The 26,306-nt window shown below is 68.8% G+C and carries 22 protein-coding genes; 6 read left to right on the plus strand and 16 right to left on the minus strand.

The features are described 5' to 3' along the window. Positions 1-119: 119 nt before the first annotated feature. From OG975_RS46345 to OG975_RS46360, 4 genes are all read right to left on the minus strand, one after another. Positions 120-1,187: an alkene reductase gene (locus OG975_RS46345; protein WP_406335802.1), complete on the minus strand. Its 1,068-nt coding sequence runs from the start codon at positions 1,185-1,187 to the stop codon at positions 120-122. A 285-nt stretch (positions 1,188-1,472) separates the two neighbouring features. Beyond that, a complete protein-coding gene (locus OG975_RS46350; RefSeq protein ID WP_406335803.1) occupies positions 1,473-3,365 on the minus strand; it encodes a propionyl-CoA synthetase in 1,893 nt (630 codons plus the stop codon). 183 nt (positions 3,366-3,548) lie between these two features. Then, a complete protein-coding gene (locus OG975_RS46355) occupies positions 3,549-4,460 on the minus strand; it encodes an alpha/beta hydrolase (protein WP_406335804.1) in 912 nt (303 codons plus the stop codon). 434 nt (positions 4,461-4,894) lie between these two features. Further along, on the minus strand, positions 4,895-5,857 hold the full coding sequence (locus OG975_RS46360; RefSeq protein ID WP_406335805.1) for a LysR family transcriptional regulator: 963 nt from the start codon (positions 5,855-5,857) through the stop codon (positions 4,895-4,897). A gap of 133 nt (positions 5,858-5,990) precedes the next feature. Here OG975_RS46360 and OG975_RS46365 point away from each other — a divergent pair, with 133 nt between their 5' ends. The 3 genes from OG975_RS46365 to OG975_RS46375 are packed head-to-tail and all read left to right on the plus strand — an operon-like array spanning position 5,991 to position 10,193. Beyond that, the gene (locus OG975_RS46365) at positions 5,991-7,151 is read left to right on the plus strand and encodes an iron-containing alcohol dehydrogenase (RefSeq protein ID WP_406335806.1); all 1,161 of its coding nucleotides are present in this window, start codon (positions 5,991-5,993) and stop codon (positions 7,149-7,151) included. 23 nt (positions 7,152-7,174) lie between these two features. Next, positions 7,175-8,692 carry a CoA-acylating methylmalonate-semialdehyde dehydrogenase gene (locus tag OG975_RS46370; protein WP_406335807.1) on the plus strand — a complete coding sequence of 506 codons (1,518 nt, stop codon included), beginning with the start codon at positions 7,175-7,177 and terminating at the stop codon, positions 8,690-8,692. Continuing rightward, on the plus strand, positions 8,685-10,193 hold the full coding sequence (locus OG975_RS46375; RefSeq protein WP_406335809.1) for an enoyl-CoA hydratase/isomerase family protein: 1,509 nt from the start codon (positions 8,685-8,687) through the stop codon (positions 10,191-10,193). The genes OG975_RS46370 and OG975_RS46375 overlap by 8 nt, the downstream gene beginning before the upstream one ends. 357 nt (positions 10,194-10,550) lie before the next feature. On the opposite strand, the gene OG975_RS46380 is transcribed toward OG975_RS46375, so the two are convergent. Further along, positions 10,551-11,564, minus strand: coding sequence for an NADP-dependent oxidoreductase (locus OG975_RS46380; protein ID WP_406335810.1), 1,014 nt, complete (start codon positions 11,562-11,564; stop codon positions 10,551-10,553). A 243-nt stretch (positions 11,565-11,807) separates the two neighbouring features. Between OG975_RS46380 and OG975_RS46385 the strand changes: the two genes are divergently transcribed. Both OG975_RS46385 and OG975_RS46390 read left to right on the plus strand, forming a co-directional pair. Then, the gene (locus OG975_RS46385) at positions 11,808-12,281 is read left to right on the plus strand and encodes a winged helix-turn-helix transcriptional regulator (protein ID WP_406336754.1); all 474 of its coding nucleotides are present in this window, start codon (positions 11,808-11,810) and stop codon (positions 12,279-12,281) included. Positions 12,282-12,473: 192 nt separating this feature from the next. Continuing rightward, the gene (locus OG975_RS46390; protein ID WP_406335812.1) at positions 12,474-12,944 is read left to right on the plus strand and encodes a hypothetical protein; all 471 of its coding nucleotides are present in this window, start codon (positions 12,474-12,476) and stop codon (positions 12,942-12,944) included. A gap of 192 nt (positions 12,945-13,136) precedes the next feature. Here the strand turns inward: OG975_RS46390 and OG975_RS46395 are convergent, their stop codons facing one another. Next, the gene (locus OG975_RS46395; protein ID WP_406336756.1) at positions 13,137-13,736 is read right to left on the minus strand and encodes a CGNR zinc finger domain-containing protein; all 600 of its coding nucleotides are present in this window, start codon (positions 13,734-13,736) and stop codon (positions 13,137-13,139) included. Between the two features lie 70 nt (positions 13,737-13,806). On the opposite strand from OG975_RS46395, the gene OG975_RS46400 reads away from it, so the two are divergent. Then, on the plus strand, positions 13,807-14,679 hold the full coding sequence (locus tag OG975_RS46400) for an alpha/beta fold hydrolase (RefSeq protein ID WP_406335814.1): 873 nt from the start codon (positions 13,807-13,809) through the stop codon (positions 14,677-14,679). Positions 14,680-14,810: 131 nt separating this feature from the next. Here OG975_RS46400 and OG975_RS46405 read toward each other — a convergent pair whose 3' ends face one another. The 10 genes from OG975_RS46405 to OG975_RS46450 all read right to left on the minus strand — a co-directional run bounded on the left by OG975_RS46405 (position 14,811) and on the right by OG975_RS46450 (position 26,274). Beyond that, positions 14,811-16,256, minus strand: a complete 1,446-nt coding sequence (locus OG975_RS46405; protein WP_406335816.1) for a DHA2 family efflux MFS transporter permease subunit — start codon at positions 16,254-16,256, stop codon at positions 14,811-14,813. Positions 16,257-16,385: 129 nt separating this feature from the next. Then, on the minus strand, positions 16,386-17,084 hold the full coding sequence (locus OG975_RS46410) for an SDR family oxidoreductase (RefSeq protein WP_406335817.1): 699 nt from the start codon (positions 17,082-17,084) through the stop codon (positions 16,386-16,388). Positions 17,085-17,371: 287 nt separating this feature from the next. Next, positions 17,372-18,388, minus strand: a complete 1,017-nt coding sequence (locus OG975_RS46415; RefSeq protein WP_406335819.1) for an NADP-dependent oxidoreductase — start codon at positions 18,386-18,388, stop codon at positions 17,372-17,374. A gap of 192 nt (positions 18,389-18,580) precedes the next feature. Further along, a complete protein-coding gene (locus OG975_RS46420; RefSeq protein WP_406335820.1) occupies positions 18,581-19,162 on the minus strand; it encodes a TetR/AcrR family transcriptional regulator in 582 nt (193 codons plus the stop codon). 125 nt (positions 19,163-19,287) lie between these two features. Next, on the minus strand, positions 19,288-20,898 hold the full coding sequence (locus tag OG975_RS46425; protein WP_406335821.1) for a 4-coumarate--CoA ligase family protein: 1,611 nt from the start codon (positions 20,896-20,898) through the stop codon (positions 19,288-19,290). A gap of 27 nt (positions 20,899-20,925) precedes the next feature. Beyond that, complete coding sequence (locus OG975_RS46430) at positions 20,926-21,852, minus strand: alpha/beta fold hydrolase (RefSeq protein WP_406335822.1); 927 nt, start codon at positions 21,850-21,852, stop codon at positions 20,926-20,928. Next, positions 21,849-23,387, minus strand: coding sequence for a flavin-containing monooxygenase (locus tag OG975_RS46435; protein ID WP_406335823.1), 1,539 nt, complete (start codon positions 23,385-23,387; stop codon positions 21,849-21,851). The genes OG975_RS46430 and OG975_RS46435 overlap by 4 nt, the downstream gene beginning before the upstream one ends. Position 23,388: 1 nt before the next feature. After that, complete coding sequence (locus OG975_RS46440) at positions 23,389-23,898, minus strand: 3-hydroxyacyl-CoA dehydrogenase NAD-binding domain-containing protein (RefSeq protein ID WP_406335824.1); 510 nt, start codon at positions 23,896-23,898, stop codon at positions 23,389-23,391. 767 nt (positions 23,899-24,665) lie between these two features. After that, a complete protein-coding gene (locus OG975_RS46445; protein WP_406335825.1) occupies positions 24,666-25,160 on the minus strand; it encodes a winged helix-turn-helix transcriptional regulator in 495 nt (164 codons plus the stop codon). 76 nt (positions 25,161-25,236) lie between these two features. Beyond that, positions 25,237-26,274: an AraC family transcriptional regulator gene (locus OG975_RS46450; protein WP_406335826.1), complete on the minus strand. Its 1,038-nt coding sequence runs from the start codon at positions 26,272-26,274 to the stop codon at positions 25,237-25,239. Positions 26,275-26,306 lie beyond the last annotated feature (32 nt).

Raw genomic sequence — 26,306 nt, forward strand, 5'->3', positions numbered from 1 at the left:
AGACAGCCGCGGCGCACGTCGGTGGCGGCCCTTGACTCCTCGGGTCGCCGGGCCGTCGTGCGCCGCAGCCGTGTCGGGGCGCCCGAAGCTGGTGGTTTCCTCGGGCGCCGGGGTCTTCGTCAGGCGGCGTAGGTGGGGTAGTCGGTGTAGCCGGCTGCGCCGCCGCCGTAGAAGGTGGCGGGGTCGGGGGTGTTCAGCGGGGCGTCGGCGCGTACGCGCTCGACCAGGTCGGGGTTGGCGAGTGCCATCGAGCCAACGGTGATGACGTCGGCCACGCCGTCCTCGATGTCCTTGGCGCGGGTGGCTATGTCCGTGCCGGCCCGGTTGAGGAGCAGCGTGGTCGGCCACAGTTTGCGGAGGGTGTGCAGGAGTTCCTCGTCGCCGCCGTGGCCGATGTGCAGGTAGGCGAGGTTGAGGGGGGCGAGGGCGCGCAGGAGGTGCGGGTAGAGCTCGTGGGGGTCGCTCTCCGCGAGGTCGTTGATCTGGAAGGGGTTGCCGGGGGAGATCCGGAAGCCGGTGCGGCCGGCGCCGATCTCGTCGGCCACGGCCGTGGCGACCTCCACCGCGAAACGGATGCGGTTGTCGAGGGAGCCCCCGTACTGGTCGGTGCGCTGGTTGGTGCTGGGGAAGAGGAACTGGTTGACCAGGTAGCCGTTGGCCCCGTGGATCTCGACGCCGTCGGCACCGGCAGCGATGGCGGCCGCGGCGGCGCGGCGGAAGTCGTGGACCGTCGCGGCGACCTCCTCGGTGGACAGCTCGCGCGGCACCGGCATCTCCTGGAGCCCGGACCCGGTGAACGTGAGGCCCGTCGGCTTGATCGCGGAGGGAGCCACCGGCTGCCGGTGGTGGGGGGTGTTGGCGGGGTGCGAGATCCGCCCGGCGTGCATCAGCTGGATGACGATGCGCCCGTCGGCCTTGTGTACGGCGTCGGTGACCTTGCGCCAGCCGGCGATGTGTTCCTCGGTGTAGATGCCCGGGGTCACCGGGTAGCCCTGGCCGTCGGCGGAGGGCTGGGTGCCCTCGGTGATGATGAGGGCGTGCGAGGCGCGCTGGGCGTAGTACTCGGCGTTGAGCTCGGTGGGTACGCCGTCGGGGGTGGCCCGGCTGCGGGTCAGGGGGGCCATGGCGAGCCGGTGGGGCAGGGGGATCTCTCCGACGACGGTCGGGTTCCACAGGGCGTTGAGCATGGGTGATTCCTCAGATGATGGGTTGTGGATCGTTGAAAGGCAGTGGCGCCGTCTGGGCGTGATCGACCGGGACCGGGCTCTCCTGCTTCCGAGAGCCCGATGGCGAGCCGTCATGACCCCTGCTGTCCGAGCTGTGTCGGCGCGATCCATAGAATTATGTCCATAATACTATGTGGGTGTGTGCAGTTTCAAGACCAGGACAGTCCGGGGTCGCGCGCCCGGGACTGCCTCGCGGAGCCCGGCCGACAAGCTCGCACGCCGTTGGCCAGGCTGCGGGTCAGCCGTTCACGGGGTGTGACCGGGGCGGCGGCGGAGAACGGGGCGCAGGACCTCGATGACGCCGGGGTCGTCCACCGTGGAGGGGATGGGTTCGTCGTGCCCGTCGGCGATGCCGCGCATCGTCTTGCGCAGGATCTTTCCCGAGCGGGTCTTGGGCAGGGCGGCCACGACCGCGACGTCCTTGAGGGAGGCGACGGCGCCGATGCGCTCGCGCACGAGCTGGACGAGTTCGGCCTCGACCTCGCTCGGTTCGCGGTCGACGCCGGCTTTCAGGACGACGAAGCCGCGCGGGACTTGTCCCTTCAGGGCGTCGGCGACGCCGATGACGGCGCATTCGGCGACGTCGGGATGGGCGGCCAGGGCCTCTTCCATGCTGCCGGTGGACAGCCGGTGTCCGGCGACATTGATGACGTCGTCCGTGCGGCCCATGACGAAGACGTAGCCGTCGTCGTCGATGTGGCCGCTGTCGCCGGTCAGGTAGTAGCCGTCATAGGCGGAAAGGTAGGAGGCGACATAGCGGTCGTCGTCCTTCCAGAGAGTGGGAAGCGCGCCGGGCGGCAGGGGGAGCCGCACGACGATCGCACCGTCGACGCCCGCGGGTGCGGGATCGCCCGAAGCGTCGAGGATACGGACGTCCCAGCCCGGCAGCGGGCGGGTGGGGGAGCCGGGCTTGAGCGGAGCGGCTTCGATGCCCACAGGGTTGGCGACGATGGGCCAGCCGGTCTCGGTCTGCCACCAGTGGTCGATCACCGGGATGCCCAGAAGAGCGCTCGCCCAGTGATAGGTCTCGGGGTCGAGGCGCTCGCCGGCGAGGAAGAGGTAGCGCAGGCCGGTCAGGTCGTAGTCCGCGGTGAGCGTTCCCTCCGGGTCCTCCTTGCGGATGGCCCGGAAGGCGGTGGGCGCGGTGAACATGGTCTTGACCCGGTGCTCGGCGGCGACGCGCCAGAACTGGCCCGCGTCCGGAGTGCCGACCGGCTTGCCCTCGTACAGGACCGTCGTGGCGCCGGCCAGCAGGGGCGCGTAGACGATGTACGAGTGCCCGACGACCCAGCCGACGTCGGAGCCGGTGAACATCGTCTCGCCTGGGCCCACGTCGTAGACAGCTCCCATCGACCAGTGCAGGGCGACCGCGTAGCCGCCGCAGTCACGCACGACTCCCTTGGGTTTTCCGGTCGTTCCGGACGTGTAGAGGATGTAGAGGGGATCGGTGGCGGGGACGGGAACGCAGTCGGCCGGAGGTGCGGTGGCGACCAGGTCGCCCCAGTCGAGATCGTCGGGCCCCAATTCGGCCCGCTCCTGCGGGCGTTGCAGGATCACGCTCTTTTCCGGCTTGTGGACCGCGAGTTCGATGGCCCGGTCGAGCAACGGCTTGTACGCGATGACACGCTTGCCCTCGATGCCGCAGGAGGCGGAGACGACCACCTTGGGGGCCGCGTCGTCGATGCGGAGGGCGAGTTCGTGCGGCGCGAACCCGCCGAAGACGACCGAGTGGACCGCGCCGATACGTGCGCAGGCCAGCATCGCGACAACGGCCTCGGGGACCATCGGCATGTAGACGACCACACGATCGCCGTGCCCCACGCCGAGCTGCACGAGCGCTCCGGCGAAGGCCGCCACCTCGTCCCTCAGCTGTGCGTAGGTATAGGTGCGCCGGGTGTCGGTCACGGGTGAGTCGTAGACGAGCGCGGACTGTTCGCCGCGGCCGGCTTCGATATGCCGGTCGAGCGCGTTGAAACAGACGTTGAGCCGACCGTCGGGAAACCAGCGGTAGAAGGGCGCGCCGGAGGAGTCCAGGGCGCGTCGCGGAGTGACATCCCAGTCGATGCCTTCTGCCGCCTTCAGCCAGAAGCTCTCCGGGTCTTCGGTACTGGTGCGGAAGACGTCCTCGTACTTTCCCATCGCGCACTCCTTTGTGGCATCGAGGGGCAGGCGTGTGGCGGCGTGCAGAACGGTGTCGGACACCAGTACCGTATGCCGCCGACATGGCCGAGCAGGATGCCGGAGACCAGCGGCCTGGTCACCGGCATCGCGGTGGTGCAGCGGGCGCGGCCGGTAGGCCCCGCCTTCAGATTCTGATTCTGCTCACGCGCCGAGGTGCTGGCGCAGCCACTGGCCCATCTGCTGGATGGCCTGGTCGACCTCGGGTACGCGCCCCGCGCCCAGGACGAACGAATGCTGTCCTTCGGGCAGCGGGTGGACCTCGGAGGTGACCTTGAAGTCCGCGAGCCGGCGGCCGAGCTGGGCGCCGTCGTCGGCGAGGGTCTCGTACTCGCCGTAGTGGACGATCGTGGGAGGCAGACCGGTCAGATCGGCGTTCACGAGGCTGATCTGCGGGTCGGTGAAGTCCACTGCGGGGTCCTGCAGCCAGGCTCCCCGGAAGAGCTCGAGCGTGTTCCTGCTGAGCATCTTGTCGTTCTCTTCGTTCTTGTCGACCGACGCGTTCTGGATGGTGAGGTCGGTCCACGGCGAGACGCTGACGATCGCGCCCGGGGTTGCCTCGCCCTTCGCGAGCAGACGCAGCGGCAGCATCACCGCGAGGGTGCCGCCGATCGAGTGGCCCGTGCTGCCGATGTTCCGCGGCTCATAGCCCTGCGAGAGCAGCCACCGGTAGGCCGTCTCGGCATCGTCGAGCTGCGCCGGGTAGGGGTGTTCGGGCGCCAGACGGAAGTCCACGACGAGGGAGCGGGCGCCGGCAGCCTTCGCGATGTGGCCGGCCGCCTTGCGGTCCGAGTGCATCGAGGCGGTGACCGACCCGCCGAAGTGGAAGTGGAGCAGCGCCCGGTCGGGGTCGGCGCCCTCGGGGATGCACCAGAGGGCGGGGACGCCGTTCGCGTCCACTTCGGCGTAGGTGACGCCTTCCGGCTCGGTCGACGCCTTGTGGTTCGAGTCGACGATGTCGCGGATGACGGCCAGGTCGAGGCCCGGTGTCGACGACTTCGCACTCACGCTCTCGAGGAACTGCGCGAACTGCTGTGCCTCTGGGCTTGCTCCCATGGTGGCGCTCCTTCACGGGTCGGTGCCGGTCCGCTTCTTGTGTGCGGCCGGGTGGATGTGATGGTCGTGACGCTACTTGCTGAGTATAGGAAAGTAAACTCAGATGAGCCGGGAATCACCCCACGGATGCGCGGGCGCCGTCAGCGTTCCTGCTCCCTGGGCCGTCGCCGAGTACGACGCGCTGGTACGGGAAGCGGGAGGGTCAGTGCTGCGGATGCACCTATGTCTCACCGGGGCTGCGGGCGGTCCCGTCGGTATGCCGGCGAGGGGCAGACGGCGATCGCGACGTCCGGCCCGCCGTGGAGCGACACGGCTCGCGATGCGCACGCGCCTCATGACAGCAGGGCAAGGCCAACGGGTGCGCGGGGGTGTCGACTCGCCGGAAAGGAGAGTGAGACCGGCGGGTGTTCACGGCACCGGAATTTCCTTGGCGTTCATTCGGGGATCAGTTCGGCGGCCCGTTCGGCGACCTCATGCCGTAGAGCGGTCCATAGGGCGCGTACGGCGGGGTGCGTCACCGCCTCGCGGCGGACGGCCAGGGTGATGGGGAGGCGGATGTCGATCTCGTCGGCGAGCAGCCGCCGTAGCTGCGTCCGCTCGGCCAGAAAAGCCGGCAGGACGCCGATACCGGCCCCCTGTTGGGTGGCTTCGAGCTGGGCGAAGACGTTCGTCGAGGAGAATGCCGGGGTCATTCCGGGAAGGTGGCGTTCGATGTCGAGGTCGCCGACCTGCAACATCGACTCGATGTAGAAGATGAGCGCGTGATGCCGAAGCTCGGCCACCGTCTCCGGCCGGCCGTGCCGGGTGAGGTAGTCGTCGGAGGCGTAGAGCCCCAGCGCGTAATCGGTGAGGTGCTCGGTCACCAGACGGCTGCTCGAGGGAACGCCGATGACGAGAGCGAGATCGAAGCCGGACGGGCGCAGGGCGAGCTGTCGTGTCGCAGTGATGAGTTCGACCTGGAGCTGGGGGTGCCGATGGCGCACCCGCACGAGGGCGGGCGTGGCGAAGGCGGTGCCGAAACCATCGGGCGCGGTGACGCGCACCGTACCGTGCAGGGACGGTGAGTCCTGGCCTGCCACGGCGTCGACGACGCGGTTGAGGGCCTCCTCGATCGCGCGCGCGTTCTCAGAGACGGCTCTTCCGATGTCCGTCAGTGTCCATCCCTCGGCGCCGCGCTCGATGAGGCGCAGGCCGATGCTTTTCTCCAGTGCGGTGATACGGCGTGACACGGTGGTGTGATCCACGCCGAGCGCGTCGGCGGCTGCTACCAGGCGCCCGGTACGGGCCACCGCGAGCAGGTAGCGCAGATCGTCCGCGCGGAGTTTGCGTGGATCGACTGAACGGTGCGAGCCGACCGGCTCCGCGGAGGGGCTCTCATCCGGGGCGTGGGGGTGCATGGCATCACCGTATCTGCGTTTTTGCACAGTGGGTGTGCGTCATTGGTGGTTGATTGCACATGGTGCTGGGTCGCACAGTCAGGTCAGTGGGAGCGACATGCCCCGCCATTCCTGCTGAAGCTGAAGGGGCCCCATGGTCGCCAGCCTTTCCCTCCCGCGGATCCTGCGCGTCGGCCGCGGCGCTGTCGGTGAACTCGGCGACGTCTTCACGGAACTGGGCCTGTGCCGCCCCCTGCTGGTGACGGACGCGTTCCTTGCCGGAACCGGTACGGCAGAACGACTGATGGCGACGCTGAGAGACGCCGGACTGCAGCCGCGCCTGTTCGCCGGCACCGTCCCGGATCCGACGACCGACTCACTCGACGCGGGCCTGACCGCGCTGCGGGAACATGGGGCGGACTCGGTGATCGGATTCGGCGGCGGCAGCCCGATGGACACCGCCAAAGCCCTCGGCCTGCTGGGCGTCCAGGGCGGGCAGATGCGGGACTACAAGGCCCCGCGTACCAACCTCGGTCCGGCGCTTCCGGTGATCGCGGTCCCGACGACCGCGGGCAGCGGCTCGGAGGCCACTCAGTTCACCGTCATCACCGACAGCGCCACGGACGAGAAGATGCTCTGCCCGGGACCGGCGTTCCTGCCGGTCGCCGCCGTCGTCGACTTTGAACTGACCCTGTCGATGCCGCCCCGGCTGACGGCCGACACCGGCATCGACGCGCTCACGCACGCCGTCGAGGCGTACGTGAGCCGCAAGGCCAATCCGTTCTCCGACGGCCTTGCGCTGAACGCGGTCAGGACCATCGGGCGGTACCTCCACCGCGCCCACGCCGATGGGGGAGACACCGAGGCTCGCGAGGCGATGATGCTTGCCGCGACCCAGGCCGGCATCGCCTTCTCCAACTCCAGCGTGGCGCTCGTGCACGGCATGAGCCGCCCGGTAGGCGCTCACTTCCACGTCGCCCACGGTCTGTCGAACGCGATGCTCTTCCCCGCGGTGACAGCGTTCTCCGTGCACGCCGCCGAGAGCCGGTACGCCGACTGCGCCCGCGCACTCGGAGCCGCCACCGACGACGACAGCGACGCCACGGCCGCCGAGAAGTTCGTGGAGGCGCTCCGCACCCTGTGCCAGGACCTTGAGGTGCCCACCCCCCAGGCCCACGGCATCGACAAGAACGAATGGTTCCGTCTGTCACCCCTCATGGCCGAGCAGGCGCTCGCGTCCGGATCCCCCGCCAACAACCCCGTCGTACCCACCGCGGACGAGATCCAGGATCTCTACGCGCAGATCTACGCCTGACACCCGGCGAGCAAGGAACCCTGATGACCACGACAGCCGCCGCCCCGGCGCACATCGACCACTACATCGACGGCCGCGTCGACGATCGCGGAGCCGAGATTCGCGGCGAGGTCTACAACCCCGCCACCGGCCAGGTGACCGGCCTCGTCGCGCTGGCGACCGCCGAGGACGTGGACGCCGCGGTCCGGGTCGCCTCCGAGGCGTTCGATACCTGGTCCGCCACCCCGCCCCACATCCGTGCCCGCGTCCTCTTCCGGTTCCGCGACCTGGTCGAACGGGACACGGACCGGCTCGCCGCGATCATCACCGCCGAACACGGGAAGGTGCTCTCCGACGCCAGGGGCGAGGTCATCCGCGGGCTTGAGGTCGTCGAGTTCGCGTGCGGCATCCCGCAGCAGCTGAAGGGCGAGTTCTCCGAGAACGTCGCCCGCGCGGTGGACGCCGTGTCCCTGCGCCAGCCGCTCGGGGTGGTCGCAGGCATCTCGCCGTTCAACTTCCCCGCCATGGTGCCGATGTGGATGTTTCCCGTCGCCCTGGCCTGCGGGAACACGTTCGTGATGAAGCCGTCGGAGAAGGACCCCACACTCAGCGTCGAACTCGCCAGGCTGCTCACCGAAGCCGGCCTGCCGAAGGGCGTGTTCAACGTGGTGCACGGCGACAAGACGGCCGTGGACGCCCTCCTCGCCCACGACGACGTCGAGGCGGTCAGCTTCGTGGGCTCCACCCCGATCGCCGAGTACGTCCACCGGACGGCCACCGCCAACGGCAAGCGTGTCCAGGCCCTTGGCGGTGCAAAGAACCACATGGTCGTCATGCCCGATGCCGACCTCGACCAGACCGTCGCCGCGCTCATGGGTGCCGCCTACGGCTCGGCCGGCGAACGGTGCATGGCCATCTCGGTCGTCGTACCCGTTGGCGAGGACATAGCGAACTCCCTGCGCGAGCGGCTCGTCGCCGCCCTCGCCGAGCTCAAGGTCGGCCCGGGCACCGAGGACGGGGTCGAGATGGGACCGCTGGTCACGAAGGTCCACCGGGACAAGGTGGCCGGCTACCTGGAGGTGGGCACGGACGAAGGCGCCGAGTTGGTCGTCGACGGCCGTCAGACTTTGTTCCCCGGCCACCAAGACGGCTTCTTCCTCGGCGCATCGCTCTTCGACCACGTCACCCCGGAGATGCGGATCTACCGCGAGGAGATCTTCGGCCCGGTGCTCGCCATGGTCCGGGCGCAGTCGTTCAACGATGCCCTGAAGCTGGTCAACGACCACGAGTTCGGCAATGGCACGGCGATCTTCACCGCCGACGGGAACACCGCCCGCACCTTCCTGGCCGAGGTCAAGGCCGGGATGGTCGGGGTCAACGTGCCGATCCCGGTCCCCATGGCCTTCCACTCCTTCGGCGGCTGGAAGAGGTCCCTGTTCGGCGACCACCACATCCACGGCCCCGAGGGCGTGCGGTTCTACACCCGCTACAAGACCGCGACCACCCGCTGGCCGAACGACAGCCGGGTCCGCGCGGAGTACGCGATGCCGACCTATGGCTGAACCCGCTGCGGTCGAGGTTCTCGCCGACGTCCACCGGGGCGTCGGCCGGATCCTGCTGAACCGCCCCAAGGCGCTCAACGCCCTGACGACAGGCATGGTCGCCGCAATCGACCGTGCGCTCGCCGCGTGGGAGGACACACCGCTGTCCGCCGTGGTGCTCGCCAGCAGCAACACGAAGGCGTTCTGCGCCGGCGGAGACATCCGCACGATCCGCGAGCACAGCCTCGCCGGGAATGCCGAAGCCAGTGAGCGGTTCTTCGCCTCCGAGTACCGACTCAACGCCCGGATCGCCGAGTATCCCGTCCCGGTCGTGTCGCTCATCGACGGCCTGTGCATGGGCGGCGGCCTCGGCCTGTCCATCCACAGCGCCTTCCGTGTCGTCACCGAGCGCGCGGTGCTCGCGATGCCCGAGACCGGGATCGGGTTCTTTCCGGACGTCGGGGCCAGCTACTTTCTGCCGAGGCTGCCCGGCGCGATCGGCATGTACCTGGGACTGACCGGGCACCGGCTCGACGCGGCCGACGCCCTGTACACGGGGCTGGCCACGCACTTCGTCCCCGCGGACAGGCTCGATGCGGTCAGGGATGCCCTGGCTGACAACTCCGGCGAGGCGGTGGATGTCGTCCTCAACCGCCTCGCCGGCCGTTCCCCGGTGGCGGAGAGCAGGCTGGCGGAGGCACGCGGGGATGTGGACTGGGCGTTCGGCACGGCGACCCTCGGCGAGATCGAGAAACGCCTGCGCCACCTCGATACCCCCTGGGCGACCGCCACGCTGGTCGCCTTGGAGTCCGCCTCGCCGCAGAGCCTGGAGATCACCCACGCCCTGCTGGCCCGGGGCAGGCAGCACACGTTGCGCGAGTGCCTCGGCATCGAACTCGCCCTCACGCGCACGACCATCCGCACACCGGACTTCCTGGAGGGCGTGCGCGCGGCCCTGGTCGACAAGGACCGCACTCCCACCTGGCAAATTGTGTCGCGCGGCGGACGAACGCCTCGGCCTGATCATTTCCGCCATGAGGCAGGACATCGCCGTCCCGCGCACTCATGCCTGGGCAAACACTCTCCTCAACGGGTGGTCAGCGCCGATCAGGTGCGAGAGGAAGCCGACCGGATCGAGGCGGACCTTGCCGAACTCGGCGTGTGGAAGGACGTCAAGCGCCCTCGCGCGTACCGCGAGCGGCCCTCGGAGGCATGCGGGCGGCGATGCTGTCCACGACAGTCGGTACGGGGTCGGGGCAAGCCTGTCTCGTGGCGTCCGTGCAGCGTTCGATCTCGTCGAGCACGGCGGCGGAAGGGCGACCGTCGTCACGGTCGTCACGGTGCTGGACCGAGAGGTACCGGGGAACGATGTGCTCGAGTCGGGCGCGGCTGGGCACCGCCTGCGCGACGTCGGTCGCGCTCTGTTGGTGCCGTTGGTCGGCGACTGAGGCGGCGACGAGATCGTCCTTGGACCCGAAGGGGTAGCGGAAGGGCCGTCGGTCAGTTCCGTGTCACGTCATGAACGTCGAGCCCTGCGAGCTGTCGAAGCTGTCTCGCCCGACGCGGCGAGGGCTGTCGCGCCACTGACTGCCTCGTCGTCGGATTGCGTTCTCCCGGCCGGCCACGCGGCGAAATCCTTGTCTCCCGACCGCCCGTCCATCCGGTCGTGTGCCCGCGTCGCTGACGTACCAGGGGTGCCTGCCGGCACGACCTGCGCGGGCAGGGACGGTACCGGCGCACTGTGGCGCGGGAGGACGGACACTGGGCCGAGATGCCTACAGCGCGGCCCTCCGCGAAAGTGGTCTCCGATGGATCGCCGACGGTGTCGGCGCCTCCTACGGTGACCGCGCCGGAAGGAAGGCCCGCGGCCGGCCTGATCTCAGTCCTTGCCGGACACCATCGAGACCACGACCTTGCCGGCCTTGGTGCGGCCCTGCTCGACGTACGCCATCGCCTCGAGCGTCTGGTCGAACGGGAAGGTCCTGTCGACGACCGGGCGGAGCTTCCCGCTGTCGTAGAGGGCGCTGAGCTTGCGCAGCTGGGAGCCGTTGGCCTGCATGAAGAAGAACTGGTAGCGCACGCCCAGTGCCTTGGCCTGCTTGCGGACCTTGCGGCTGAGGGTGTTCATGACGATACCCATGAACGACGGGGCGCCGAGCTGCTTGGCGAAACCGGCGTCCGGCGGACCGACGACACCGATGGCCAGCCCGCCGGGCTTCAGCACTGTCAGCGACTTCTCGAGATTCGCCCCGCCCAGGGAGTCCAGCACCAGGTCGTAGCCGGACAGCACCTTCGAGAAGTCTTCCTTCGTGTAGTCGACGACGACATCGGCGCCGAGGCTCCTGACCAACTTCTCGGTGTCGGTGTCCGTCGTCGTCGCTACCGTGGCGCCGAGGTGCTTGGCGAGCTGGATGACCGTCGACCCGAGGCCGCCGGCACCGGCGTGGATGAGCACCTTCTGACCCGGCTTCACGCGGGCACGGTCGACGAGGATCTGCCAGGCGGCCAAGGCCACCAGCGGCACTGCGGCTGCCTCTTCGAAGGTGAGCGAGGCCGGCTTGGGCGCGACATCGTCCTGGTCGATCGAGACGAACTCCGCGAAGCCTCCGATCCGCAGGTCGCGCGGACGGGCGTAGACCTCGTCGCCGACGCTGAAGCCGTGTACGGCGGAGCCGACCCGGGTGACGACGCCGGCCAGGTCGTGGCCGAGCACGAACGGAAGCTTGTACTTCAGGAGCTGCTTGAACTCCCCGTTGCGGACCATTTTGTCCAGCGGGTTGATGCTGGCGGCGCTCACTCTGACCAGGACGTCGCGGTCCCCGACGGTCGGCTCAGGTATCTGTGCGGCGCGTGCGCCGTCCTTGCCGTACTTCTCGACGACGATGGCCTTCATGTCAGCCGCCCTTCTGCGTGATTTTCGCGGTGGTCTTCTTGGTGGTCGATGCGATGGTTCGGGCAGTTCCTCTGCCCGGGTGCCGAGGTGCTGGCGGAGCCGCCGGCTCATCTGCTGGATGGCCTGGTCGACCTCGGGTACGCATCGCTCATGACGCTACTTGCTGAGTATAGAAAAGTAAACTCAGGAGAGGTTAGAATCACCCTCATGGATGCGTGGACCGAAGTTCTTCAGGACACCGGCATGGACCCCCGTCTCGACCGGGACATGTCGAACTGCTCGATTGCGCGGACCCTTGAGGTCGTGGGTGAGAAGTGGACGATCCTGATCCTCCGCGAGGTCTGGTACGGCTCGTCCCGCTTCGGCGACTTCGAACGTGTCCTCGGCTGTCCTCGCAACCTCCTCGCAACGCGGCTCCGGATGCTCGTGGAGGAAGGGATCCTGGCTACCGAGACCTACAAGGAGCCCGGCTCGCGGAGCAGGCCGAAGTACGTGATCACCCCCAAGGGCATGGATCTGGTCCCGGCCGTGATGGGGCTCCTGCAGTGGGGCGACCGATACCGCGCCGACCCTGAGGGGCCCGCTGTACTGACGCGACACCGCGCATGCGGCGCCCACGTCGACGTCCAGGTGCGCTGTGAACAAGGCCACTCCGTGCAGGCGGAAGACGTCGAGAGTGTCCCCGGCCCCGCATTTCGCATGAAGCCCGCCGAGTGAGCTGAGCGCGGTCGCGTCAGGCGATCGGCGTGAACTCCCCGTCGTGAGAAGAAACCAGCGGGTTCGAGGCATCTGGACGGTGCTCCGGCGAGAACCCGCTGGGCGTGTGGTGGTCCCGGTCGGGGATACCGCGCGGGTTCGGCTTCGCGCTGTGGGACAAGATGGGGCCTCCGATCTGGAGGGGGCGTTGGGATGGGTTACGACCTGCAAGCTGTGATCGCCGGCGGCGAGGTGCTGCGCGCCGCTTCGCGGGATCTGCCTGCTGCTCGGCTGGCGCCGCTTGGGCAGGGCCTGTTGCTGATGCCGATGACAGACGTGCTTTTCGATTCCGTCGCGAATGGCGGCGATGCAGCCACTTTGGGGTTCTGGCGGCTGCCGGGAGGGTTCGAGAAGACCCTCGCTGACTGGTCGACCGCTGGGCCGGTGGCCTACATGGAAGCCGAGTACTTCGGCGGTGTGGGCGAGCAGCAGGCTGCTGCGTGGGATGGCGGCACCCTCGTGCTGGGACCCCTCCACGTACGGGAGGGCCAGCCCTTTCCGTCGGCCGGCAGCGCCATCTCGCAGGCACTTCGACGGCTGGGCGTCATGGCGAGCCCCGGAGAGGACGAGTTCACAGCTGTGGGACTGGACCGTCACCGCCACGGCGAGGGATGGATCGCCTGAGCGGCGGCTTCCGGTTACGCATAAACGAGCAGGTTTCCTGGCTCTACTCGCGGAATCTGCCCGTAGGTGCGAGAACCTCGTGCCCTTGTGGGATCACCCCGCGCTGGATGCGCACTTGCGCGCTTGCGACGATGCGGCCGCCGCACACCTTGGGGAACCCGCGTGAACTCCAGTTGTGCCGCATGGCGGGTCTCATTCTTCCGGGGCGCGCTCACTCTGTCTGGCTCGGGCCTGGTGGAGGCGGACCTTGGTGCGGTTGCCGCAGCGGGACATGGAGCACCAGCGGCGGTTGTGGGCGGGGGAGCGGTCCAGGAAACGCAGGGCGCACGTGTCCGCGCCGCATACGCGTACCCGCCGGATCTCGGGGGACAGGAGCAGGTCCACGGCGTCCTGAGCGACGAGTGCCAGCGCCTCTGCGGGGTCGGCGGCGAGGTTCGTGGTGCCGGCGGGCTCCAGGCGTCCGTCCGTGATGGCGATCTGCGGGGCGGGCAGGGGCGCCTCCGCTGCACAGCGGTTGAGCAGCGTGACATCGCCGGATGCGGGTAGCCCGCCGTCGGCGACGGCGAGTACGGCCCGGTCGACCGCCTCGCGCAGTCGTCGGCCCGATGTCAGGGCGGCGGCAGTGACGGGGTCCGGGGTGCCCGGTGCGAGCAGACCGGCCTCTTGAAGCCAGTGGACCAGGTCGCCCGAATTGCGCAGAGTCTCCTCCGGCGTGGGCCGCCACCGGCTGCGGAGGGTGTTGGCGAAGTCCAGGCAGACCCGCCCGCCGTCCCAGATCCACATGTCGTCCATTGCCACGCCTCCATTGTGCACGCTAGCTTAACCATCTAAGGGGGTTAGTTCGTGTCGAGGAGGCGCACTCATGGGACAGCCGACAGTGACGACCGGAGTGACGCAGGTGGACGGGGTCCGCCTGCACTACACCCGAGCGGGATCCGGCCCCCTGCTCGTACTGCTCCACGGCTGGCCGCAGACCTCCGACTGCTGGCGGCCGGTGCTGGCGGATCTCGCCGTCGGCCACACCGTCGTGGCCCCCGACCTGCGTGGCTACGGTCTGAGCGACAAGCCCACGACGGGCTACGACAAGCGGCGGATGGCCGCCGACATCGCCGGTCTTGTCGAAGCGCTCGGCTTCGACAAGGCCGCGGTCGTGGGCCACGACCGCGGCGCCCGCGTGGGGCACCGCTGGGCGCTGGACCGTCCGGATCAGGTGGAGCGGCTGGCCGTGCTCGACATCGTGCCCACCCGGGAGATGTTCCGCCGCATGGACGCCTCCCTCGCGTCCGGGTACTGGCACTGGCTGTTCCAGATGCAGCCCGATCTGCCAGAGCGCCTCGTAGGGCACGACATCCGTGGGTATCTCGAGTACTTCTTCGAGCGGTGGACCTACAACCGCCACGGACTGACCCCCGAAGCGATCGACGGTTACGTCCGCGCGTTCTCCCGTCCGGGTGCCCTGCGTGCGAGCCTCGACGACTACCGCGCCATGGAGGAGGACATCGCCCTTGACGATGTCGACGCCGCTGAAGGCCGCCGCCTCTCCATGCCGGTGCTGGCGGTGTGGGGTTCCTCAGGGCTGCCGGCCCGCCTGCCCACGCTGGAGATCTGGCAGGCCTACGCGGACGACGTGACCGGTGCCGAGATCCCGGAGTGCGGCCACTTCATCCCGGAGGAGCAACCTGAGGCGCTGCTGGCGTATCTGAGGCCCTTCCTGGCCAACGGGACGAACCGGTGAACCCACCATCGTGATGTCCCCGCACAGCGAACGGGCCTGGAAGGCAGGACAGAGCGAGGGGGCGGCCCAGCCGCAACCGGCTGGACCGCCCCCTCGGTACGGGCCTCAGATCGCGTCGCGCAGTACGGGCCTCAGATCGCGACCGGGGCCGGAACATCCCCCGCGGCGAGGCCGGATGCCGGGCCATCTGCCTTGCGTTGCCGGGGCATGAGCAATGCCAGGGCCGCAGCCAGGGCGACCGCGCCGGCCCCGACCCAGAGCGCCGGGACCAGCCCGTCCACGAACAGCGAGGCGGACCCGTAGCCGCCCTGGGCGGAGAAGACCGCCGCGAGGGACGCGACGCCGATGGCACCGCCGACCTCGCGGATCGCGTTGTTGGCGCCGGAGGCGATGCCCTGCTCCTCCTGGCGGACCGTGCTCATGACGAGGTTCGCGCTGGGGGCGAAGAACATGCCCATGCCGATTCCGCAGACGATCAGCGCCGGCAGCAGAGCGGTGTACGAGACCTGCGGCTCGACGGCCAGCGCCCAGAGCCCGAGGCCCACCGCGTTCAGGGCCATGCCCACCGTGACGACGGGAGCGCCGCCGATGCGGTCGGACAGTGCTCCGGCGAGCGGCCCGGCGATCATGGGCATGGCGGTCCAGGGCAGCATCCGCACGCCGGCCTCCATCGGCGAGTAGCCGCCGACGGTCTGCAGGTACTGGCTGAGCAGGAAGATCGATCCGAACATGCCCAGGAACATCAGCAGGCTGGCGGCGTTGATGGCGCTGAAGGAGCGGTGGCGGAAGAGGCGCATCGGCAGCATCGGGTGCTTGGCGCGCAGTTCGTAGAGGACGAAGCCGACGAGCAGGGCCGTACCCGCGAAGAAGCCGCCCAGAACCGGCGTGCTGGTCCAGCCGTCGGCGTTGCCGCGCACCAGGGCGTAGACGATGCCGAACAGGCCGCCGCTCGCCAGGGCCGTGCCGACGAGGTCGAGGCTCGGGTTCGGGCCGTGGCTCTCGTCCAGCCGCAGCAGGGCCAGCGGAATCAGCGCCAGGCCGAGTGGGACGTTCACCCAGAAGATCCACTGCCAGGAGAGATGCTCGGTGAGCGTGCCGCCGATGAGCGGTCCGGTGGCGACGGCGATGCCACTGGCCGCGCCCCATATGCCGAAGGCCGCGCCGCGCCGTTCGGCGGGGACGGCCGCCGACAGCAGGGTGAGCGTCAGCGGCGTGACGATCGCGGCCCCGACGCCCTGCGCCGCCCGGGCGGCGATCAGTTCACCCATCCCGGGGGCGAGCGCGGCCGCGGCCGAGGCCGCAGTGAAGATCGCGAGCCCGGTGACGAACAGTCTTCGGCGGCCGAAGCGGTCGCCGAGGGAAGCGCCGAACATGAGCAGGACCGCGAAGGTGAGGGTGTAGGCGCTCACCGTCCATTCGAGGTCTTCGAGGCCGCCGCCGAGGTCCTCGCGGATGGAGGGGAGGGCGGTGGTGACGATCAGGTTGTCGAGCGCGGTGATGAACCCGGCCATGCTGGTGATGGCCACGGCCCAGACGGCGCTGCCGCCCCGAGCCGGTTGCTTGCGGTGCTGTTTCATGAGTTCCCTTGGCGGACGTACGTGGTGATCGAGCAATGGATGTGGACGCCGGGTCGGCGGCACGGCCTGCGATGCCGAGCCCCGGACCGGCATCCACGGGCGCGGTGCGGATTCCTGGGCGGCGGCCTCTCAGGGGAGCTGCGGGTAGAGCACGGAGACGCCCCCGGACAGCGCGGCCTGCGCCTGACGCGCGGCATTGTCCGCGAGGATCTCGTAGGCGCCGGCGGCGATGCCGTCGACCGCGATCCGGGCGATGTCGGCCGGGTCCGACTTGGCCGCGTCGACCGCCCGGACCATGTCGGTGTCCATGTAGCCGACGTGCAGGCCGGCAACTCGGATGCCTTGGTCGGCGAGCTGCACGCGCAGGCTGTTGGTGAGCGACCACTCCGCGGACTTGGCGGCGCAATAGGCGCCGAGCTCCGGGAAGCTGACCCAGGACAGGCCGGACAGGATGTTCAGGATCGTTCCCCCGCCGCCCGCCGCGATCTGGGGTGCGAAGGCGCGGACCACCGACAGGGTGCCGAAGTAGTGGGTGTCCATCTCCAGGCGGATGTCGTCCAGGTCGGCGGCGAGCAGGCCGGCGCCGGTGGAGGACCCCGCGTTGTTGACCAGGACCGTCACGTCGCCTGTGGCCGCGGCCGCAGCGGCGACCGAGGCGGGATCGGTGATGTCGAGCGCGATCGGCTTGGCGCCGGGCAGGTCGACCTGGTCGGGGTTGCGGGCGCCGGCGTAGACGGTGGCGCCGCGGCTGAGCAGTTCGGCGGCGAGGGCCCGGCCGAAGCCCCGGTTGGCTCCGGTGACAAGGGCGGTGCTAGTGGAGAGGTCCATGGAGGGTTCCTGGTGAAGTGGATGTTCCCGGCCGGTCACAGGGCAGTTGGTGGGGCCGGAAGGGGGGATCTGAGCCGTCGACAGCGAGGGCTCACGACAATGGCATTATGACCGTAATCTTAAGAGGGTGGGTCGGTGATCGCAAGCACTGCGCGGGGGAGGGGCGCTTTCGGGCGGGGTGCGGTCGCAAGGACACTGCCGTTGCTGAAGCGATCGTGCCGCGAGCAATGTGTGAGGGGCCTGCCGCATGCGCGGCAGGCCCCTCGCGCCGTCCGCTGTGGGCGGACTCAGAGCTTGACGATCATCTTTCCGACGTTGTCGCCCCGCATCATTGCGAGGAAGGCGTCGAGGGTGTTGTCGAGGCCGTCCTTCACGGTTTCGCGGTAGTGGAGCTTGCCCTGGGCGAGCCAGCCGCCGACGTCGCGGACGAAGTCCGGCTGGAGGTCCAGCTCTTCGCTGAACATGAACGACAGGATGTCCGAACGCGTCACGGACAGGTTCCACAGGTTGCGCGGCCCCATGACCTTCTCGTCGTTGTACTGGGAGACCATCCCGCTCAGAACGATCCGTGCGTGCAGCTTGAGCGCGCCGATCGCCGCTTCCAGGTGCTCGCCGCCGACGTTGTCGAAGAAGACGTCGATCCCGTCCGGCGCCGCCTGCGCCAGCTGTTCGGCGACCGGCCCGTTCTTGTAGTTGAACGCCGCGTCGAAACCGTACTCCTCGACCAGTAGCTTGACCTTCTCGTCCGAGCCCGCGCTGCCGATCACCCGTCCGGCACCCTGTAGCTTCGCGATCTGGCCGACCTGGCTGCCGACCGCGCCCGCCGCGCCGGAGACGAAGACCGTGTCGCCCTCATTGATCTTGGCGAACCGGGTCAGGCCGATGTACGCGGTGAGGCCGGTGACGCCGAGCACGCCAAGGTAGGCGGAGAGAGGTGCCAGATTCGGGTCCACCTTCTGGGCGGTAGTCGCGTCGAGTACCGCGTGATCGCGCCAGCCGAGGACGTGCAGGACGTGGTCGCCGGGTGCGAAGCCCTCGGCGTTGGATGCCAGGACGCGGCCGACCGCGGGGCCGTCCATGGGTGCGTCCACCTCGTACGGTTCGATGTAGGACTTCTTGTCGCTCATCCGGCCGCGCATGTAGGGGTCGACCGAGAGGTACTCGTTGGCCACCAGGAGCTGGCCCGGGCCGGGCGTGGGGAGCTCCACCTCGCGCAGCGAGAAGTCCGACGGCGTCGGCCGGCCTTCCGGGCGGGAGTCCAGGTGCCATGCACGTGCGGTGGTGGGCAGGGTCTGCTCGGACATGGGGATCAAGTCCTTTCGGTGGGAAGATGGCGCTCGGGTGAAGTGAACAGAAAGGTCTGTCTAGTGAACAGAAGGGTCTGTCTGGGTGAGGTCTGGGAAGAGAGTTGTATCCGGATGACGGTGAACGACCGACTCCAGAAGTGATCGAGACGGCGAGTCGGGGGAACCGTCGAGTGGCTCAGGCCCGACAGGTCAGTTGGGCCCTGTGCAGGCCGCGTCGATGAGGCCGCGTGCCGCTTGCTTGGCGGCCTCGGCGGCGAGGTCGGCATGTTCGACGCGCGTGGCCGCCAGCGTCCCGTCGATGAGAACCGTGAGCTGGAATGCGAGCGTGTCGGGGTCCGTCGCGCCGGCCGCGGCGGCCAGGTCGCGCACCCAGGCACGCACGGCGCCCTTGTGCTCGGCGGTGATGGCGTGCGCGGTGCTGCCGGGGTCGTACTCCGCCACCGCGTTGATGAACGCACAGCCCAGCGTGCCCTCTCGCGCCGCGTGCTCCAGCGCGACGAAGAGGCCGAAGAGCTGCTCGCGCGGGTCGCCCCCGGCCGCGAGTGCCGCTGAGCGCAGCTGGCGCCGCCAGCTGTCGTCCATCCGTCGCAGGTAGGCGGCGACCACGTCGTCCTTGCTGGGGAACTGCTTGTACAGCGTGGCCTTGGCGACTCCCGACTCGGCGATCAGCCGGTCCACCCCCACGGCGTGGATGCCGTGGGCGTAGAACAGCTCGCAGGCGGTATCGAGAATGCGGTCCCGGGCGGGGCGTCGCGTGGACACGGTGGTCATGGAGTGAAAGTTAACAGACAGGTCTGTCTACCACAATCGAAAGGGCACTTCCTGGCTTGTCGCCACGCTCGCGCGGACACTTCAGAGCGATGAGCACCGCCCCCGGCGTTCCCCGACCGCGTGTGTCACGCGGTCGGGGAACGGAGGTCCTTGCGGAGGATCTTGCCCGATGCGGACTTGGGGATGACGTCGATGAACTCGACCCGCCGGACCTTCTTGTACGGGGAGACCTGGCGCGCGACGAATTCGATGACCTCGTCCGCGGTGAGGTCGGTACCGGGCCGACGGACGACGAAGGCCTTGGGGATCTCCTCGCCGTCGTCGTCGGTGACGCCGATGACCGCGGTGTCGGTGATGGCCGGGTGGGTCAGCAGCAAGGCCTCGAGTTCGGCGGGCGGGACCTGGTAGCCCCTGTACTTGATCAGTTCCTTGAGCCGGTCGACGATGAACACCCGGCCGGCGTGGTCGACCTGGGCGAGGTCGCCGGTGTGCAGGAACCCGTCGGAGTCGATCGTGGTGGTGGTCGCTTCCGTGTTGCCGAGGTAGCCGCTCATCACGTTCGGTCCCTTGACCCACAGCTCGCCCCGCTCGCTGAGCCCCTCCGTGGGGTAGGCGACCTCCTTGCCGGTGGCGGGATCGACGATCTTGTTGACCATGTTGGGAACCGGCCATCCACAGGAGCTGAGCGGCGCGACCTCACCGAAGTGCTCCTGGCCGCCGTCCGCGGGCATGATGTGGCTGACCGGGCTCAGTTCACTCATGCCGAAGGCCTGGAGCACCCGTACGGCCAACCGCTCGGCCACGGCGGTTCCGAGTTCGGCGTCCAACGGCGCGGCGCCGGACAGGATGACGCGCAGCGATGACAGGTCGTGCTGGTCGACCAGAGGATGCTTGGCCAGCGCCACCGCGACCGGAGGCGCGATGAAGCCGTAGGTGACCCGGTGTTCCTGGATGGTGTCCAGGAATGCCGTCAGATCGAACCGGGGCATGACGACCAGTGTCGCCCTCGCCTGCAACGCGGCGTTGAGCAGCACCGTCATGCCGTAGATGTGGAAGAACGGCAGCACCGCGAGAATCCTGTCGTCGGAACTCATCGCGAGCAGCGACCGGATCTGCGCCATGTTGGCCACGAGGTTGCGGTGGGTGAGCATGACGCCCTTGGGGTTGCCGGTGGTTCCGGAGCTGTAGGGCAACACCGCCAGGTGCGTGGCGGGATCGAAGTCGACCTGTGGTGCCGGGGCGCCCGGGGCGAGCAGGTCGTCGGCGTTCGGGTGTCCAGTGGCGGCAGCGCCGTCGCCGTCGAGGACGATCAGGTTCTCCGGCGTGATCCCGACCGTCCGCGCCGCCTCCTGCGCCTGCGGCAGCAACGCGCTCACGGTGATCAGCATCGTCGCCTTCGCGTCGGTGAGCTGTTTGGCGATGTCATGGGCAGTGAACAACGCGTTGATCGTGGTCGCGGCGGCACCGGCCCGCAGAATGCCGTGGAACGTCACGGCGAACAGCGACGAGTTCGGCGCCAGGAGGCCCACCACGTCCCCGACGCCGATCCCGCGAGCGGCCAGCGCGCCGGCCGTCGCGTTCACCCGCTCGATCAGCTCCCGGTAAGTGGTCTGCGCGCCGCCGGAGGTGTCGATGAGCGCGACGTGATCCAGATCCGCCTGATCGACTTCTGCGAAGAGGAAGTCGTAGACGCTGACTTCGGGGATCTCAACGTCGGGGAAGGGGCTGGCGAACATGAATGATCTCCATTACTTGTGCAGCGATCAGCGGCTGGTCGCCGCGTCGTGCGTGACGGTGCGATGAGTCGACGCCAACGAGGGCCGCGCCGGGCCGGGTTGGCCGGTGCCTTGTGCGTCGGTGAGAAACGCCAGGACGCGGGCGGCGAACTCGTCGGGGCATTCGATCTGCGGCATGTGACCGATCCCGGTGAACAGATGGGTCTCGGCGTGCGGGAGGAGCCGACGGGCTGAGTCGAGGTGACGGGCGGGCAGGACACGATCACAGTCGCCCCAGATGATCAGGGTGGGGCGGGGGGCCTTCGCGACCGCGGCGGTCAACTCGGCGCGCCAGCGGGGCTTGGTGCCGCGCAGGGTGGCGAGTTCGCGTACGGCCTCGAGCAGTACGGCGCTCGGGCCGGGTTGGCGGGCGATTGCCAGGGCGTGATCGATCCGCACCCTGGTGGCCAGGCTCGGGTCGGCGAAGGACAGGCGTTCGGCCATCCTCGCGCCGGCGCGGGTGGTGCGGCGAGTGGCAAGACGGCCGAGAACGGGGACGGCAAGGAGCCGCAGGGGGAGCGCGACCTCGGAGCCGAAGCCGGCACTGTTGACTAGCACGAGGCCGGCCACCCGTTCCGGATCGAGGACGAGCAACTGCTGCGCGACCGCGCCACCGAGGGAGTTGCCGAGCACGTGCAGCGGCCGCTGCTCGCCGAGGGCGTCGAGAGTCTCGATCACCCCACGTGCCAGCACCTCCAGTGTGGTGGGTTCGGGGGAGCGGGCAGAGAACCCGAACCCCGGAAGGTCGAGGGCGATCAACCGATGTCCCTGGCCAAGACGTGGGTACTGCGCGGCCCAGTCCTCGAGACTGCGGCCGATGCCGTGCAACAGCAGCACGGGCGGGTCGGCCGGGTCACCCTCGATGCGGACGCGGGTGCGTCGGCCGTTGACGGAGATGAAAGCGGGCGTGCTCATGCCGCCGCTTCCCGGGGTGTCGCCGTCGCGCCCGGTGTCGAGGCCGAGCCCACCACGGTGGCGGTGAACTTCAGAGCGGGGTCCTCGACCGGGCCGGTGCGCAGCCGGGCACGGTCGAGCGCGTAGTTCTGGTCCACCGTCCATGGGCCGTGCGAGCCCTGTTGCGGGAACAGGTGCATGGAGCGGTTGATGTATGCAGTGTCCATGTCGAGGAACGGCCGTCCGGTGAGTGTCGGGTCGTCGGCGACCGGGGTGACGGTGGCGTAGCCGTGGCGGTCCATGTGGGCGAGAAGCCGGCACAGGTGATCGGAGACCAGGTCGACCTTGAGCGTCCACGCGTTGGTGGTGTAGCCGAGCGCGAACGCGAAGTTGGGCACGCCGCTGATCATCATGGACTTGTAGATGAAGCGGTCGTGGAGATCGACGGCCTGCCCGTCGACGTGCAGAGCGATCCCGCCGAAGGGCAGCATGTTCAGTCCGGTGGCCGTGACGATGATGTCGGCGTCGAGTTCGGTACCCGACTCGAGCAGGATCCCGTGTCCGGTGAACCGCACGATGCGATCGGTGACCACGGATGCCACACCGCTGGAGATGGCCTTGAACATGTCGGAGTCGGGGACCACGCACAACCGCTGCTCCCATGGGTTGTAGCGGGGGTTGAAGTGGGTGTCGACCGCGTAACCCGCGGGCAGCGCTCGGGCATTGAGCTTGCGGATCAGCCGGCGCATCTGCCGTGGGTAGCGCCGGCTGAGGGCCAGGATCAGGCGCTGGCGGTTGGTGTTCAGCCGCCTGGAGATCCCGTACGCGACAGAGTCCGGCAGCAGCCGGCGCAGGGTGTTGGCGATCGGGTCCTGGCGCGGGACCGGCAGCACGTACGACGGTGAGCGCTGCAGCATCGTGACGTGGCCCGCCTTCTCGCCCATCGACGGCAGGAGCGTCACGGCGGTGGCGCCGCTTCCGATGATGACGACGTTCTTTCCGGTGTAGTCGAGATCCTCCGGCCACTGTTGCGGGTGGACGATCGGGCCGCGGAAGTCCTCGCGCCCCTCGAAGTGGGGGGTGTAACCGCCGGCGTAGTCGTAGTAGCCGGCTGCGGAGTACAGCACGCCGCAGGTGACGTCGAACTGCTCGCCGTCACTGGTGCGCTCGAGGGTGACGGTCCAGCGCGTCGTATCGGACGAGAAGTCCGCGCGGAGCACCTTGTGGCCGAGGTGCAGGTGCCGGTCCAGGCCGTCGTCGGCGATCGCCTCGTGCAGGTAGTCGAGGATCTCGTGGGCGTCGGCGATCGCGTTGTCCTTGGTCCACGGCTTGAACTCGAAGCCGAAGCTCTGCATGTCGGCGTCGGACCGAATACCCGGGTAGCGGAACAGGTCCCAGGTCCCGCCGATCGCGTCGCGTCCGTCGACGATGGCGAAGGTCCGGCCCGGCTGCTTCGTCTTCAGGTGATGACCCAGGTCGATACCGGAGATCCCGGCTCCGACGATCAGCACGTCGACGTGCTGGAGTCTCCGTGTCACCTCAGCGGTTCCGCTCATGTCAGCTTCCTTCGGTCGGCGAGATTGAGGACACGAGGTCCGGTACGGCGGAGATGTCGGGTACGTCGAGGAAGCCGGGACGCTGGTAGGCCGGGTCGGGGCAGTCGTAGTAGCCCTTGCCGTTCTGCAGTCCCAGCCGTCCGCGGTCGAGGAAGTTCTTCTTGATGTAGTCGGCGTTGGCGCTCATCTGCGCATCGTCGTTCTCCCGCGCCCAGTGGGAGAGGACGAACTCCGTGACCTCGGTGAGCGTTTCGCGCGACGTACCCGGGTGAGCCATCAGGTCGGTGCCGTACGTCAGCCGCTCCCGAGTGGCGGCGATGTCCGCGTCGTCGGCGCCGACGTCCGACGGGTAGACGGCGGCCAACTGGTCGTGCGCGGCCCGGCAGCGCTCGATGGCGTCCGGTGCGATGTCGTACACGGCGAGGGCCTTGCCCTTGAACGCGCTGTGCCAGGCGATCTGTCCGCCCAGCACACCCGAGCCCAGGACGGTCGCTTTGTCGAGTCGGGACATGGCTCTCTCTTCCTCTTGGCATCAGGAGTTCGGAGAGGCGAGAGCCGGCACAGCTCACGCCGCATGGGGGTGCGCTGACGGGCAGGCCCGTCCAGGGGACTGAACTGCAACATCAGGAGAGCGTGGTAACTCCACGACCGGTGATCCGGGTGGGTGTCGACGCGGGCAAGACCGGTCGTCAGGTCTGAGCGACCGACAGCGGAAGCGTGACGGTGATATCGCGGGAGGTGTTCAACGGTCGTCCGCTGTCGAGTAGTTGATCGCTCTGCGGCACGACGGCGAGTTGTCCACACGCTGGGCCACGTGCTCGATCGGAGGACCGGCGCGTTGTACGACGAGGCCAGAAGGGGCACGGGTGTACGGCCGCCCGAGCGGATCCGAGCTCACGTGCAGGGCTCATCACTGAGTGTCGGTCGAGTTCGGCCTGCGGCACCCGTGGTGACGGCCCTTCCGGCTCCTTCCGCAAGGAACTGCTGGGTGACGGCCGGTCGTTCACTCCGGTCGAGCCGTAACCGATCACTCCGGCGGCCCGACGTGATCGTCGCGCGGTGCTGAGGAACGGCTCGGTCGCTTGCTGAAGCGCTCATTGCACACCTCGTCGTGTGACTGCCCCCGCCTCGGCGGCGGCCGGTGGAGCGGTGCTCGGTCATCTGACCCGACCGGGCCGCCCACGTGCTCACGCTCGCTTGCGGGCTCAGGGGCTCACAGTAGGAGAGTCACTACCATCATGCAAGTAACTGGCTATCGTGACGGTAGTCACCGTGGGCTCATGAGGCCTGCTCGTTTCTCCGCTCGAGGACGGCTCGGAGTCGGTCGTCTGCGGACGGTCCCGGCAGGAATGTGGTGTGCTCCTCGTCGATGGGGTGGCCGGTCGCGCGGTCGATCAGCAGTGGATCGACGTCGGCGCCCGACTCCTTGTCTACTAGGCGGACGTTCGGCGCCGCCGGGGGGAAGTGGTCGATGCCGAAGGAGTACAGGGCGATGAGCACCGGGCGGAATGCGTGTCCGGCCTCGGTGAGCACGTACTCGTCCCGCGGAGGACGTTCGCTGTAGCGGTGGCGCTCGAGGAGGCCGTCCTCGACGAGCGCGCCGAGTCGGCGGGTCAGGGAGTTCGGAGAGATGCCCAGGCTCTTCTGGAATCCGTCGAACCGGGTGATGCCGTGGGTCGCGTCGCGCAGGATGAGGATGCTCCACCACTCGCCGACCCGCTCCAGCGCCAGCGCCACCGGACAGCTCATGTCCTGAAAGCTCTTCCGTTCCATGATGGAAGTTTACGGATGCTCCATCGGCACCCGATGCTGTGAGGGGTCCGGTCGGAGCAGCCACGCGTACGGGCGGTCATCCCGTCGGGCCCTTCGACGGAGCCGGTCCGTGGCCCGGGGGCGCGTTCCGGCGGCGCGCGCGCAGCTGCCTTGGGGATTCGCCGTACCACCGCCGGCAGGCACGGGTGTAGCTGCTGGTCTCGGAGTAGCCGAGCATGGTCGCGATCTGAGAGATCTGCATGCCGGTGGCGGAGAGATCCCAAGCCATGTCGCGCCGCACGTCGTCGAGGATCTCCTCGAAGGACGTGCCCGAATCGGCGAGCCTGCGCTGGAGTACCCGTGGGTGCAGGGACATCGCCCTCGCGACCGCGACGAGGCCGGCCTGGTTGACGGCCAGGAGCCGCTGGGTCATGTCTCGTACGTGGTCGGCGACTGCGAGGTCGGGCCTCACGCCGGAGAGGTAGTTCTCGGCCAGGGCCAGTGCTGCCGCGTCCCGGCCGCGGATCGGCTGGTTCAACGAGTGAGGGGGCAGATGCAGGGAGTTCACCTCCCGCTCGAACTCGACGGGACACCCGAACATCTCGCGATAGCTCTTCAGGGGCGAGATGCGGCGGTGCTGCAGTGTGATCCGCAGAGGAACGAAGCTCTCCCCGAGCATCAACCGGAAGGCGTCCATCGCGATGCCCAGGCCCTTCTCGACCATCTGGTCGCGATGAGCGAGTCGTCGCACGTTGGTCGAGAACGTGAAGATCGCCGCGTGCGATTCGCGGATCAGCTCCGTGGAGTCGGTGGGTGCGAGGTTGTGCAGGTACCGCGAGACGCCATCGATCGCCGCGGCCACCGTCTCGGCGTTGCGGATGATGACCGCGACGGGACCCAGCATCTGGATGCCCTGCCGACGGGCCAGTCGCATCCCGAAATCGGGGCAGTTGAGTTCCTGGGCCGCGTCCCCGACCACAGCGGCCACGGAGGCGTAGGGGAGAAATGTGTCGTAGTCACCGGCGGCCGCAGGGTCGACGCCGTGCGAGCGCATGAGGGCGTCGGGGTCGCCGCCGAGGCTGGACACCAGCTCGGCGACGTTGAGGAGCGCGAGACCACGGATCAGGCTGGTCACAGTCGCCAAGTGTCAACTAATAGTCGCATCAG

It is taken from the genome of Streptomyces sp. NBC_00203 (assembly GCF_045206325.1).
GTDB classification, from domain to species: domain Bacteria; phylum Actinomycetota; class Actinomycetes; order Streptomycetales; family Streptomycetaceae; genus Streptomyces; species Streptomyces lutosisoli.